Genomic DNA, 13,634 nt, shown 5'->3' on the forward strand with positions numbered 1-13,634 from the left:
CGGCCGAGCGGCGCCCCGGAATGACGGTGCAGGTGATCAGATATGGAGGATCGGCCCTCGAGAGGGGAACCGTGCAACCCGCGTATCCCGTGTGGTAGCGCCGCGCGTCCGTTCAAGCGCGTACCGACGCGGGCTGCGCCGCCCGCCCCGGGACACGCCCACCACGATCTCGACGCGGGCCGGAACCCGCGTCGGACACCCGATCTCAGAACCCCTTCGCCCTGATCGCCTCGGCCCAGGTCACGGCCCGGCGGTTCACGCCGAGGTGCTGGCGCTCGTAGAGGCGGCCTTCGAGCTTGATCGCGCCGCGCTTGGCGTATTCCGGGCGCTCGAACGCCTCGATCACCAGCTTGGCCCGGCGCACCTCCTCGGCGGTGGGCGCGAACGAGGCGTTGGCCGGCTCCAGTTGGGTCGGGTGGATCAGGGTCTTGCCATCGAAGCCGAGGTCGCGGGCTTGGCGGCACTCGTCGCGGCAGCCTTCCGTGTCCGCGATGTCGTTGTAGACGCCGTCCAGGATCGCCAGGCCCTCGGCCCGGGCGGCGGCGAGCGCCATCATCATCCAGGGCAGCATCGGCACCCGGCCCGGCACGATCTTGGCCCAGGTGTCCTTGGCGAGGTCGTTGGTGCCCAGGACCAGGCAGGTCAGGCGCATGCGCGGATCGCGCTTGGCCCGGGCGATCTCCTGGATGTTGAGGATCGAGGCCGGGGTCTCGATCATCGCCCAGACGGCGATGCCCTCCGGGGCGTCGAGGGATTCGAGCCGGTCGGCGATGCTCTCCAGCACCGCCGAGGACGACACCTTCGGCATCAGGATCGCGTCGGGCTTGGCCTCGATGGCGGCGTGGAGGTCGGCCTCGCCCCAGGGGGTCTGCGGGGCGTTGACCCGGATCACCAACTCCCGGCTGCCGTAAGCGCCGCTCTTGACCGCGGCGCAGACCTGCTCCCGGGCGAGCTCCTTCTCCTCGGGGCCGACCGCGTCCTCGAGGTCGAGGATGATGCTGTCCACCGGCAGGGTCTTGGCCTTGTCGAGCGCCCGCTGGTTCGAGCCGGGCATGTAGAGCACGCTCCGGCGCAGGCGCAGGTCCGTCGTCGTGGCCATGGGCATCTCCCTCCTGCGGCCGCTCCCCGGCCGGCCTTCGTTGCACTGCACCCTAGAGCAGAACGTTCGATACGCCACGCCCGATGTCCTGCCATCGGTGAGTCTGCGCGCGGTTTGATACGGTCCGGGGCGGTGCTGGATCCAGCCGTGCTTTGGTCATGTTCTCACGGCTAAAGGCGGCCCGGGTTCAATCCTTGGATCCCGGGATCCAGTCTGATGCGCGCTCTCTCGACCGTCTTCGTCCTCGCCGGCCTGGTCCTGGCCGGGGCACCCGATCCGGCCCGGGCTCAGAGCCGGACCACCTTGGGGGTCGGCTCCGGCGCGGTGGCCGGCGCCCTGGTGGGCGGCCCGATCGGGGCGGTCGCCGGCGCCGTGGTCGGCGGGTTCGTCGGCCATTCCAGCGAGCGCGGACGCCGCCACCTCCGTAGGGGCCGGCGGTACGGCAGCATCCGCCGGGCGCCCCAACGCCGCGCCGAGGCAGAGATCCCGCGCACAACTGGGACGGTCGCCCGGGCTGCGCCGCCGGCCGCCACGGCCTGGAAGGATCCGCGCTGAGCCGGGCCGCGCGCCCGGACCGCAATTCTTCGAAGAACGACCTCGGTTTCGGGGGCCGCGGCTTACGCTTCGCAGACTACGCGGAGGCTGGCGTCGGATTCCCATCTGCAGAATTCGTCGATCCGCGAAACGTGGCGCGGGACAGGCGGGGAAACGCCACTGCCTGGAACAGGCCGCGGGCACCCAGGAACGCCACGAAGGCCAGCCACAGCCCGGCATTGCCGAGGCCAAACACCTGCACCAGCACCAGGGCCGCGCAGTAGATCACGAGCGCGCCCGCCATCAGGTTGCGCATCGCCCGCGTCCAGGTCGCGCCGATATAGATCCCGTCATAGGCGAATGGCGCCGCCGCCGCGAACGGCGCCAGCGCGGCGTACGGCAGGTACGCCCGGGCGGTCTCGCGCACCGGCGCACTCGTGGTGACGAAGTCGATGAAGCCCGGCCCCCCACCGAGCGCCAGCAGGCTGACCCCGATCCCGAAGCCCAGGCACCAGCGCAGGCTCAAGGCGGAGGCCCGCCGGAACCCGTCCGCATTCCCCGCGCCAACCGCTTGTCCGCACAGGGTTTCCGCCGCCGTGGCGAAGCCGTCGAGGAAGAAGCCGCCGATCAGGAACAGATTCCACAGGACGGAATTGGCCGCCAGGACCACGTCGCCCTGGCGTGCGCCGAGCGCAGAGAACAGCACGATGCCGGTGATCAGCGCCAGGGTGCGCAGGATCACGTCGAGATTGACGCTGAGCGTCCGGCGCAGGGCGGCGGCGTCCCGCAGATCACGCAGCGGCACCCGGAACGGTCGCGATCCGAGCCGCGCCAGTACGATCAGGCCTAGCCCCAGCCCGGCCGCCTCCGCGCAGAGCGACGCCAGCGCTGCGCCGGCGAGCCCCAGGCCGAGGCCGAGCACGAAGGCGAGCGTCAGCCCGACATTGATCAGGTTGATCGCCACCTGCAGCAGCAGACCGAGATCGGTCCGCCCACGCCCCACCACCGAGCCGAGCACGCCATAACTTGCCAGCACGAAGGGCGCGGACAGGATGCGGATATGGAAGTAGGTCGCGAGCCCCAACGTCACCGCCTCGCTGGCGCCGCTGACCGCGAAGGCGGCTTGCGCGATCGGCCATTGCAGCACGACCAAACTCAGGCCGATCGCGGCGCCGGCCATCAGCGCCCGGGCCAGGATACGGTCGACCTCAATGCCCTCCCGGGCCCCGACCGCCTGGGCGGTCAGTCCCGCGGTTGCCATGCGTAGGGACCCGAACGACCAGAAGATGGCATCGAAGATGACGGCGCCCAGCGCAACCGCGCCGAGCAGGGCCGCATCGCCGAGCCGGCCGATCACCGCCGCGCCGACGAAGCCGAGCATCGGCGTCGTGACATTGGCGAGCGTCATCGGCAGGGCCAGTGCCAATACGCGGCGATGCGTCGGCAGGACCGGGGCGGTGGGCGGATGCGTCATGCCGCGGCCTTAGCCGAGCCGGACCATGCGCGGTCCGGTCAGCGCGACGTCGCGAAGAGCCGCGAGAGCAGCCAGAGCGGGATGACGACCACGGCGCCCGCGACGATCCAGCCGCCGAAATCGTGCAGCGAGGCGAGGCCGATCTCCAGGAGCGCCCGGGCCGAGTCGTAGGCGTGCCAGAACAGCCGGCCAGGCGTCAGGCCGAGCATCGACATGAAGGCGCCGACCAGGACCGACAGGAACAGCAGGCGCAGGAAGACTCCGGCCGGCGAGCCACCCAGGAATCGGTGCAGCGCCGAGGGCCGCCGCTGGTAGGTCTCAGCCCCGTATGCGGCGTTCGGCGGCGGAGCGCCTTGCCGGCGCCGGTCGTGATCGACGAGCATCGCGTCCTCATGAAGCCAGAAAGGGTCGGGATCGGCGAGGAAACGGGCGGAACCGTGGCCGGCACACAACACCGCGTCGAAACCGGATCCCGGATCGGGCGTTAGCGGGTTTCACCCACGGACCCGAGATGGCAAGCGAGAGCCGTCCCGCCAAGATGCCGGGAATGGCCGCGGGACAGCGCCGACGGGACGAGACCCAACATGATCGACCACGCCTTGTTCGACCCGGCGACGATCGATCCCGAGACGCTTCGGCTCAATGCCGAGATCGTCGCGGCGCACGCCGCCCTGCCCGATCCCTGGTCGTTTCCGATCGAGGAGGTTCGTGCCCGCCGTCGCGCCGGGACCAAGGCGGCCCCGGCGATGCCGCACAGCGCCCGGGCGGAATGGATGACGATCGAGGGGCCCAGCGGGCCGCTCAAGCTCCGCGTGATCCGCCCGAAGGCCGACACGAAGGTGCGCGGCGCCTATCTCCACATCCACCGGGGCGGCTGGGTCTGGGGCGCGGCCGACGAACAGGATCCCTGGCTCGAGCGCATCGCCGACGCCTGCGGCTTCGTCGTGCTGTCGGTGGAGTACCGCCTCGCCCCCGAGCATCCTTATCCGGCCGCGCTGCTCGATTGCGAGGCCGCCGCCCTTTGGCTGGCGGGACCCGGACGGGCGGAGTTCGGCATCCATGCGCTGACGATCGGCGGCGAATCGGTCGGCGCGCATCTCGCCGTGATGGTGCTGCTGCGCTTGCGGGACCGGCACAACCAGCCGCGCGCGTTCCGGGGCGCCAACCTCAACGCGGGATTCTACGATCTCGGCCTGACCCCGTCGGTGCGCAATTGGGGTGACGAGCGCCTCGTCGTGAACACCCTCGATCTCACCAAGTTCGCCGACGGCTACGTCCGCGAGGGGATCGACCGGCGACGTCCGGACGTGTCGCCGATCTATGCCGACCTGAAAGGTCTACCGCCGGCCCTGTTCACCATCGGGACCGCGGATCCGCTCCTCGACGACACGCTGTACATGTCTGCGCGCTGGGCCGCCGCCGGCAATGGCGGCCACACCGCCATCTATCCCGGCGGTTGCCATGTCTTCGCCCGGTACCCGGGCCCGATGAGCGAGCGTGCCCTGGAACTGATCGACCGCTTCCTGATGGCCCTGGCCTGAGCGATCGATCCGAGATCCTGCCGGAGGCCTTCCGGGCGTGGTTCGCGGCGCGTGGCTGGACGCCGCGTCCGCACCAGCTCGACCTGCTTCGGATCGCCGGTGCGGGCCGGTCGGCGCTCCTGGTGGCGCCGACCGGGGCCGGTAAGACGCTGGCGGGATTCCTGCCGAGCCTGGTTGCCCTCTCGGAACGGGGGGCCACCAAAGCCGAGGCCAAGGCTTCAAGAGGCCTGCATACCCTCTACGTCTCGCCGCTCAAGGCCCTGGCGGTCGACATCGCCCGCAACCTGGACGCGCCTATCGCCCAGATGAGCCTCCCGGTGCGCGTCGAGACCCGCACCGGCGATACCCCGGCGCACAAGCGGACTCGCCAGATCAGCCGCCCGCCCGACATTTTGCTGACGACGCCCGAGCAACTGGCGCTTCTGATCGCCCATCGCGACGCCACCGAATTCTTCGCGGGATTGCGCTGCGTCATCCTCGACGAGCTGCACGCCCTCGTGACCTCGAAACGCGGGGATCTGCTTTCCCTGGCGCTCGCCCGGCTGCACCGCCTCGCCCCGGATCTGGCGGCGATCGGATTGTCCGCCACCGTGCGCGAGCCGGATGAGCTGCGGAAGTATCTGGTGCCGCAGGTGCAGAAGCCTCCTCTTCCCTGTGCGGGGAAAGGTACCCTGCGCAGCAATCGGAAAAAGGAGCCGAGCGACAGCTCAGAAGAGGAAGCCGGTCGGGACGTCTCCGGCGGCGCTTCGCTTTCCCGAACCGGTCTTACGGCCGGTCTACCCGCCTCCTTAGGGGAGGAAGGCAGCGCAGAACCCTGCATGGCTGACCTCGTGACCGTCCAAGGCGGCGCCAAGGCCGACCTGCGCCTGCTCGATCTCGGACGGTCGCTGCCGATTTCGGGGCACACTGCCTGGCACTCGATGCCGGCGATCTACGCATTGATCAAAGAGCACCGGACGACCCTGGTCTTCGTCAACACCCGGCTCCAGGCCGAGTACACATTCCAGGAGCTGTGGCGTCTCAACGAGGACGCGCTGCCGATCGCGATCCATCACGGCTCCCTCGACGCGCAGCAGCGGCGACGGGTCGAGGCCGCCATGGCGGAGGGACGTTTGCGGGCGATCGTCTGCACCGCGACCCTCGACCTCGGGATCGATTGGGGCGACGTCGATCTCGTGGTCAACGTGGGGGCTCCCAAGGGCGCGAGCCGGATCATGCAGCGGATCGGACGGGCCAACCACCGGATGGACGAGCCGTCGAAGGCCTATCTCGTACCCGGCAACCGCTTCGAGATGCTGGAGTGCCAGGCGGCCCTCGATGCCGTCGAGGCGGCCGCGCAGGACACCCCGGACGCGCGGCTCGGCGCCCTCGACGTGCTCGCCCAGCACGTGCTCGGTATGGCCTGCGCCGACGCCTTCGATCCGGTCGGCCTCTACGACGAAATCGTCTCCGCAGCACCCTATGCCAGCCTGACTTGGGAATCGTTCGAGCAGGTCGTCGATTACGTCGCGACCGGCGGCTACGCCCTGCGTGCCTACGAGCGTTTCGCCAAGATCCTGCGTGGGCCCGACGGCTTGTGGCGCGTGCGCGATGCCCGGACGGCGCAAGCCTACCGCATGAATGTCGGCACGATCGTCGAGGCGGCGCGGGTCCGGGTGAGGCTCGGACGGACCTTGCGCGGCAAGCCCGGCACAGTCCTGCCGAAGGGCGGCCGGGTGCTCGGCGAGATCGAGGACGAGTTCGCCGATACGTTGACGATCGGCGACACGTTCCTGTTTGCGGGCGAGACTCTGCGCTTCGAGGGCCTGGCCGAGGACGAGGCCCTGGTGACCCGCGCGCCACTGGGGACCGATCCTGCGATTCCCTCTTATGCCGGTGCGAAATTCCCGCTCTCGACCTTCCTGGCCGAGCGGGTCCGGGCGATCATCGCCGACCCGTTCGCCTGGGATCGCTTGCCGAAGCAGATCGGCGAGTACCTGCTGCAGCAGCGCCGCCGCTCCGTGCTGCCGGGCGAGCGCGACTTGCTGGTAGAGACCTTCCCTCGGGGCAAGCGGCACTATCTCACGGCCTTTCCGTTCGAGGGACGGCTGGCGCATCAGACGCTCGGCATGCTGCTGACACGGCGGATGGAGCGTGATGGCCTGCGCCCGCTCGGGTTCGCAGCCAACGATTACGGCATCGCGATCTGGACGACCCGCGATGTTTCGGAGCGGGCCGCGCTGGACCCCGACTTCATCGGCGACCTGTTCGCGGTCGACATGCTGGGCGACGACCTCGAGGCGTGGCTCGATGAATCGGCGATGATGAAGCGCACGTTCCGGCAATGCGCGGTGATCGCCGGCCTGATCGAGCGCCATCATCCCGGCTTGAAGAAGTCCGGTCGCCAGGTCACGATCTCCACGGACCTGATCTACGACGTGCTGCGCAAGCACCAGCCCGACCATCTCCTGCTGCGCGCCGCGCGACAGGATGCGGCAACCGGACTCCTCGACGTGAGGCGCCTCGGCATGATGCTAGAGCGCATTCAGGGGCGAATCATCCATAAGGCTCTCGATCGAGTCTCGCCGCTCTCCGTATCCGTGATGCTCGAGATCGGGCGCGAACGGGTCTACGGTGAGGGGGCCGACGAGATCCTGGCCGAGGCCGAGGCGGAGCTTCTTCAGGAAGCCCTGTCCTGACCGTCGATCCGCCCTCCCCCATCGAGACCGAGGATGCGATCTTGGCGGCCGGCCTGAGACTCGAGAAGACTCACAAGCACCCGACCCTGCTGCTGGCGGGCGAGACCCTGGTGCTCGATCTGTGTGGCGGCGTGTGGCTGCCCGAGCACCGCACGCTGATCGTCTCCGATCTCCATCTGGAGAAGGGGTCGTCCTACGCCGCCCGCACCGGCCAGTTCCTGCCGCCTTACGACACCCGCGAGACCCTCGCCTGCCTCCACGAGGCGGTGGTGCGCCACGATCCGGCGCGCGTGGTCGCGCTCGGGGATTCGTTCCACGATGTCCGCGGCCCGGAGCGGATGGAGCCCGGCGACCGGGCCATGGTGTCGGCTTTGCAGGAGGGCCGGGACTGGGTCTGGATCGCGGGCAATCACGACGCGGCGGTTAGCGAGGGCGTCGGCGGCCGCTACGCCGACGCGCTAACCCTGGGCGGCCTGATCCTGCGTCACGAGCCGAGCGGCGAACCGGTCCCCGGTGAGATCGCCGGCCATCTCCATCCCTGCGGAAAGGTCGCCATGCGCGGCCGGGCGGTCCGCCGCCGCTGCTTCGTCACCGACGGCACCCGCCTGGTGATGCCCGCCTTCGGTGCCTACGCGGGCGGGCTGAACGTCCGCGACCGGGCCATCGACGGCCTATTCCCCAATGGGTTCACGGCCCATCTGCTCGGGGATGGACGGGTCTTCACCATCGGCCGAGCGCAGCTGGCGCGGGATTGACGGGAGCGCGCGTGACAGTTCGAAATATCGCCTCGCCGCGGGTGGGGCCGTGTGAACGAGCGCCGTGAGACGTCAGCGATAGAAGGTGTAGGTCGCGCTGTAGGGCACCCGCGCCGTCTGGCCCGGCATGCAGACGCCCTGCGGTTTCTCACCGCCGACTGTGTCGCTGCGCAGGACATACTGCGTTCCGGCGAGCAACCCGGTTCCGGACGTCCGGCCGGAGAGTAGCAGCCACGCGACCGCCTGGGGTCGCGGTGCGGGCACCTGAGCGATGACGGTACCGAGCACCCGGGATCCGTCCTGCGCCTCCCAGACCGGTCCCTCGAAGTGGCGCCCGACCGTGCTTCCATCCGGCTGGACGAGTTCGGCCTCGGGTTTGGCGGGGCCCCAGGCCGGGCCGTTCTCGGCAGCGATGCAGGCATAGACCTGCACGCCCCGGGCGGCGAGACGCGCGATCGCCACGCTGCCGGGCGGCGGTTCCAGGCCCGCCGGTTCGGCCAATGCGAAAGCCGGAGCGCAGGACGCCACGGCGATGAGGGTTGTCCGCCAAGACCTTGTGAGGCTGCGGAGCGTGATGACGGCGTGGGGAATCGGTTCAGCTCCATCCGGACAGTCCGAACCGCCGATACGTTGCAAACCGCGTGCGCGTTTCACGCCGCGGCTCGCGCGTGATCCAGGTCAGGCTGATTTCATGAACCGCGTGACACTCTCCGAGAGATCCGCTGAGTGTCCGGCGAGGCTCTCGGCGACTCCCAGGACAGCTTCCGCCAGTTGACCGGTGGCATTGGCGGCCTGCGAAACGCCGCCGATATTGCCGGACATCTCGTGCGTCGAGACCGCCTGCTCCTCGACAGCGCTCGCCATCGCCAGGGTCAGCGTCGAGAGCTCGGCGACGGCGGCGGTGATCATCTCGATCGCTCCGACCGCCTCGCCGGTTGCGCTCTGGATCGCCGCAACCTGCTGGGTGATCTCGCCGGTGGCCTTCGCGGTCTGCTCGGCCAGAGCCTTGACCTCGCTCGCCACCACCGCGAAGCCCCGGCCGGCGGCGCCCGCCCGCGCGGCCTCGATCGTGGCATTCAGCGCCAGGAGGTTGGTCTGCCCGGCGATCGACTTGATCATGCCGACCACCGCGTCGACCTCCCGGGCGTTCTCGGCGAGCTGCCGCATCGTCGCGTCCGTGGTCTCGGCCTGCACCGCGATCTGGCGGGCGCGCTCGGAGACCCGTCCGACCTGACCCGAGATCTCCTGGATTGCGCCGTTCATCTGCTCGGAGTTCGCCGCCACGGACGAGGCCTTCTGCCGAGCGGAATCGGCCGACTGCGTCAGCCCCTCGGCCGAATGCTGCATCTCGCGGATCGCCGAACCCACGGCATCGACGACACGGCTGACGTCGGTGGACATATTCACCTGCGCGGATACGACGGCCCAGGTCAGCATCGGTCCGATGTAATTGCCCTTCCGGTCGTTGACGGCGGTGACCTGCAGATCGAGGGTCTCCGGCCCGACCTTGATCTTGGTCCGGTGCGGCAGCCGGCTCGCATCCGCCAGCATGTTACGCTGGTGACGCGGGTTCTTGTGGAACACGTCGAAGGAGTGGTCGAGCATCTCGTCGACCTTGATCGGCAGCCATTGCTCCAGCGGCCCGAGGGTCCGGCGCGAGGTCGCGTTCAGGAAGTTGATCTTGAACTCGTTGCGGGGATCGGCGGTCATCACCGCGACCGGCATGTTGTCGATCATCGACATCAGCCGATCGATATCGTTCTTCTTGGCCGAGATGTCGGCCGCGAACTTGACCACCTTCACCGGCTTGCCGCGCGCGTCGAGGACGGGGTTGTAGGTCGCCTCCAGCCAGACCTCCGTGCCGTTCTTGTCGATCCGCAGGAATTCGCCGGTGACGTACTGACCGTCCTTCAGCTTCGACCAGAACTCCGTGTACTCTGGCGACTTGGCAGCCATCGGTTCGACAAAGATGCGATGATGTTTGCCTTGTACATCCGCAAGGGTGTACTTCATCAGGTGCAAAAAGTTGTGGTTGGCACTCAGGACTTGCCCGTCCATCGAGAGTTCGATGATCGCCAACGACCGGTCCAGGGCGTCAAGCTTGGCCTGCGCCTCGTTATAGACGGTTCTCTTGAACATATCGGTGTCCACGCTGCTCCTGCGAGCATATGGCCGAGATTGGGTTAAATTTTATATAATTCGACAGTCTTTGAAACCGAAGCCTGCATTGAGAGCGCGTCAAATGAAATATTCAATCAAAGTAAGTTGTAATAGTTGATTGGCAGAGGCTTAGATTTGTATTAAAGACAGCTTTTGCCTTTTAAGCTGACGAATATCAGAACCACCCGCGGCTTCGGAAATATACAATTGGAGCAAGAGCGCTGATCAAAATAAGCGCGAGGGCGTAGGGATATCCGTAGGCCCAGTCCAGCTCCGGCATGTGCTTGAAGTTCATGCCGTACATCGAGGCGATCAGCGTCGGCGGCACACCAACCACAGACACCACCGTCAGTACCCGGAAGACGTTGTTCTGCTCGATGTTGATGAGCCCCAATGTGGCGTCGAGGAGGAACTGAACGTTCTCGGCAAGCCGCGTCTCGAACTCGTCCAGGGAGTCGATGTCGCGCCGGATCGTCTCGAAGCGACCGTCGCCGGGCAGGCCGAGCCCTTCGCAAGCGGCCGACACGAACGGCACGATCCGCTCCAGGCCGAGCAGGCTCGCGCGGATCTTCCCGAGAACCTTCCCACGGTTGCTGATGCCGCGCAGGATCCGCCGCAGCGCCAGGTCGCGGCGGCGGGGCGGCGGGCTTTCCAGCCGACGGCGATCGGCGCCGCGGACATCGAAGTCGAAGATCCGCGTGGACAGCGTGTCGAGTTCGGAGGCCATGTCCTCCAGGGCGTCCGCGAGGCTGTCGACCAACTCCTCCAGGATCACGAGGAAGATCTCGCTCGGCGTCACGCTGCCGTCGCCGTCGGCGATGCGCTTCTCCGACGAGTCGATCGCGCGCATGTCGTGGAACCGGATCGTGACGAGGTGATCCTTCGACAGGAGGAACCCCAGCGGTTTCAACTGGGAATCACTGCGCTCGAAGGTGATCATCGGCGTCGAGAGCGACAGCCCGCCCTTCACGCGCCGCAGCCGGCTGGAGGATTCCACCTCCGACAGTGCGGCCCGGGACGGTACGCGCAGGCCGGTGGCCGCTTCCACGGCGGCGGCCTCCTCGGAACTCGGGTCGTTCAGATCGAGCCAGACGGCATTGCCGGGAATCGGGCCGCCGCGTTCAGGCGTCACCGCGCCTTCGGGTCCGTGGAGGCTCAGCATGAGGGCGCGTTATCCTAGGGGAAATAAGGGCCGATGCCGGGTCATCTCGCCGTCGCGCGCGGGTGCGACAGTCTTGACTTCGAGCCGCACGAGAGCTAACTCGCCGCCGTCATTGGCACTCGCCAAGACAGAGTGCTAACAGTCGGGCTTGGGAGCGGCCGCGCACGCCGCATCAACGCCAACTGCAGACCTGAAGCAAGAGGGCAGCTCATGAAGTTCCGTCCGCTGCACGACCGCGTGGTCGTCCGTCGCATCGAGGGCGAGGAGAAGACCAAGGGCGGCATCATCATTCCGGACACCGCCAAGGAGAAGCCGCAGGAAGGCGAGATCGTCGCCGTCGGTCCCGGCGCTCGCGACGAGCAGGGCCGCGTCAACGCGCTCGACGTGAAGGCGGGGGACCGCGTCCTGTTCGGCAAGTGGTCCGGCACCGAGGTCAAGATCGACGGTCAGGACCTCCTGATCATGAAAGAATCCGACATCATGGGCGTCGTCGCCGCCTGATCGGATCGCCCGTTCCAACCCTTTGAGGCCACCTGAGGCCTTGGGGTCCAACCCAACCACAAGAGGCAAACCATGGCAGCGAAAGACGTTCGTTTCTCCGCCGACGCCCGCGATAAGATGCTGCGCGGCGTCGATATCCTTGCCGACGCGGTGAAGGTGACGCTGGGCCCGAAGGGCCGCAACGTCGTGATCGAGAAGAGCTTCGGCGCCCCGCGCATCACCAAGGACGGCGTCACCGTCGCCAAGGAGATCGAACTCGCCGACAAGTTCGAGAACATGGGCGCCCAGATGGTGCGCGAAGTGGCCTCGAAGACCAACGACATCGCGGGTGACGGCACCACCACCGCCACCGTGCTGGCCCAGGCCATCGTCCGCGAAGGCGCCAAGTACGTCGCCGCCGGCATCAACCCGATGGACCTGAAGCGCGGCATCGACCTCGCCACCGCCGCCGCGGTGAAGGACATCATCGCGCGCGCCAAGAAGGTCTCGACCTCCGACGAGGTCGCCCAGGTCGGCACGATCTCCGCCAACGGCGACAAGGAGATAGGCGAGATGATCGCCCACGCCATGCAGAAGGTGGGCAACGAGGGCGTGATCACGGTCGAGGAGGCCAAGACGGCCGAGACCGAGCTCGACGTCGTCGAGGGCATGCAGTTCGACCGCGGCTACCTGTCCCCGTACTTCATCACGAACGCGGAGAAGATGGTCGCCGAGCTCGAGGATCCCTACATCCTGATCCACGAGAAGAAGCTGTCGTCGCTGCAGGCGATGCTGCCGGTGCTCGAGGCCGTGGTGCAGACCGGCAAGCCGCTGCTGATCATCGCCGAGGACATCGAGGGCGAGGCGCTGGCCACCCTCGTGGTGAACAAGCTGCGCGGCGGCCTGAAGGTCGCAGCCGTGAAGGCGCCGGGCTTCGGTGACCGCCGCAAGGCGATGCTCGAGGACATCGCGATCCTGACCAAGGGCCAGATGATCGCCGAGGACCTCGGCATCAAGCTCGAGAACGTGACGCTCGACATGCTCGGCCGCGCCAAGCGGGTGCGCATCGAGAAGGAGAACACCACGATCATCGACGGCGTCGGCGAGAAGACCGACATCGAGGGCCGGATCTCGCAGATCAAGGCGCAGATCGAGGAGACCACCTCGGACTACGACCGCGAGAAGCTGCAGGAGCGCCTGGCCAAGCTCGCGGGCGGCGTCGCGGTGATCCGCGTCGGCGGCGCGACCGAGGTCGAGGTCAAGGAGAAGAAGGACCGTGTCGACGACGCCCTCAACGCCACCCGCGCGGCTGTCGAGGAAGGCATCGTCCCGGGCGGCGGCACTGCACTGCTGCGTGCCAAGAAGGCGGTCGCCGCGCTGAAGAGCGATGTTCCGGACGTCCAGGCCGGCATCAAGATCGTGCTGAAGGCGCTTGAGGCCCCGATCCGTCAGATCGCCCAGAACGCAGGCGTGGAAGGTTCGATCGTCGTCGGCAAGATCACCGACAACACCTCCTCGGAGACCTACGGCTTCAACGCCCAGACCGAAGAGTATGTCGACATGATCCAGGCCGGTATCGTCGATCCGGCCAAGGTCGTCCGTACCGCCCTGCAGGACGCCGCTTCCGTGGCCGGCCTGCTGGTCACCACCGAGGCGATGGTGGCCGACGCGCCGAAGAAGGATGGCGGCGCCCCCGCGATGCCGGGCGGCGGCGGCATGGGCGGCATGGATTTCTAAGTCCACGCCAACCA

The 13,634-nt window shown here is 67.9% G+C and carries 12 protein-coding genes; 6 read left to right on the forward strand and 6 right to left on the reverse strand.

The genetic code is table 11. The features are described 5' to 3' along the window. Nucleotides 1-205: 205 nt before the first annotated feature. Nucleotides 206-1,099, reverse strand: a complete 894-nt coding sequence (locus ACYQPG_RS23805) for an HpcH/HpaI aldolase/citrate lyase family protein (protein WP_461231888.1) — start codon at nt 1,097-1,099, stop codon at nt 206-208. Between the two features lie 216 nt (nt 1,100-1,315). Here ACYQPG_RS23805 and ACYQPG_RS23810 point away from each other — a divergent pair, with 216 nt between their 5' ends. Then, complete coding sequence (locus ACYQPG_RS23810; protein ID WP_147906628.1) at nt 1,316-1,654, forward strand: YMGG-like glycine zipper-containing protein; 339 nt, start codon at nt 1,316-1,318, stop codon at nt 1,652-1,654. Between the two features lie 76 nt (nt 1,655-1,730). On the opposite strand, the gene ACYQPG_RS23815 is transcribed toward ACYQPG_RS23810, so the two are convergent. Continuing rightward, a complete protein-coding gene (locus ACYQPG_RS23815) occupies nt 1,731-3,107 on the reverse strand; it encodes an MATE family efflux transporter (RefSeq protein ID WP_461231889.1) in 1,377 nt (458 codons plus the stop codon). Nucleotides 3,108-3,145: 38 nt separating this feature from the next. Beyond that, on the reverse strand, nt 3,146-3,490 hold the full coding sequence (locus ACYQPG_RS23820; protein ID WP_419830391.1) for a DUF6460 domain-containing protein: 345 nt from the start codon (nt 3,488-3,490) through the stop codon (nt 3,146-3,148). Nucleotides 3,491-3,691: 201 nt separating this feature from the next. Here ACYQPG_RS23820 and ACYQPG_RS23825 point away from each other — a divergent pair, with 201 nt between their 5' ends. From ACYQPG_RS23825 to pdeM, 3 genes are read left to right on the forward strand one after another with little or no spacing between them, the layout of a single operon-like run. Continuing rightward, nucleotides 3,692-4,648, forward strand: a complete 957-nt coding sequence (locus tag ACYQPG_RS23825; protein WP_419830392.1) for an alpha/beta hydrolase — start codon at nt 3,692-3,694, stop codon at nt 4,646-4,648. Further along, entirely contained in the window at nt 4,645-7,326 is a 2,682-nt protein-coding gene (locus tag ACYQPG_RS23830; protein WP_419831072.1) for a ligase-associated DNA damage response DEXH box helicase, read from the forward strand. Before ACYQPG_RS23825 ends, ACYQPG_RS23830 begins: the two co-directional genes overlap by 4 nt. A gap of 41 nt (nt 7,327-7,367) precedes the next feature. Then, nucleotides 7,368-8,081 carry a ligase-associated DNA damage response endonuclease PdeM gene (gene pdeM, locus ACYQPG_RS23835; protein WP_147937855.1) on the forward strand — a complete coding sequence of 238 codons (714 nt, stop codon included), beginning with the start codon at nt 7,368-7,370 and terminating at the stop codon, nt 8,079-8,081. Nucleotides 8,082-8,153: 72 nt separating this feature from the next. Here pdeM and ACYQPG_RS23840 read toward each other — a convergent pair whose 3' ends face one another. The 3 genes from ACYQPG_RS23840 to ACYQPG_RS23850 all read right to left on the reverse strand — a co-directional run bounded on the left by ACYQPG_RS23840 (nt 8,154) and on the right by ACYQPG_RS23850 (nt 11,403). Beyond that, nucleotides 8,154-8,582, reverse strand: coding sequence for a DUF3455 domain-containing protein (locus ACYQPG_RS23840; protein ID WP_187193668.1), 429 nt, complete (start codon nt 8,580-8,582; stop codon nt 8,154-8,156). A 177-nt stretch (nt 8,583-8,759) separates the two neighbouring features. Beyond that, nucleotides 8,760-10,220: a methyl-accepting chemotaxis protein gene (locus ACYQPG_RS23845; protein WP_461231890.1), complete on the reverse strand. Its 1,461-nt coding sequence runs from the start codon at nt 10,218-10,220 to the stop codon at nt 8,760-8,762. Between the two features lie 196 nt (nt 10,221-10,416). Beyond that, nucleotides 10,417-11,403, reverse strand: coding sequence for a CorA family divalent cation transporter (locus ACYQPG_RS23850; protein ID WP_147906622.1), 987 nt, complete (start codon nt 11,401-11,403; stop codon nt 10,417-10,419). 210 nt (nt 11,404-11,613) lie between these two features. On the opposite strand from ACYQPG_RS23850, the gene groES reads away from it, so the two are divergent. Then, nucleotides 11,614-11,904, forward strand: coding sequence for a co-chaperone GroES (gene groES / locus ACYQPG_RS23855; RefSeq protein ID WP_147906621.1), 291 nt, complete (start codon nt 11,614-11,616; stop codon nt 11,902-11,904). A 72-nt stretch (nt 11,905-11,976) separates the two neighbouring features. Further along, on the forward strand, nt 11,977-13,620 hold the full coding sequence (groL, locus tag ACYQPG_RS23860) for a chaperonin GroEL (RefSeq protein WP_147906620.1): 1,644 nt from the start codon (nt 11,977-11,979) through the stop codon (nt 13,618-13,620). Nucleotides 13,621-13,634: the final 14 nt, after the last annotated feature.

The organism is Methylobacterium sp. CM6246 (assembly GCF_054818005.1).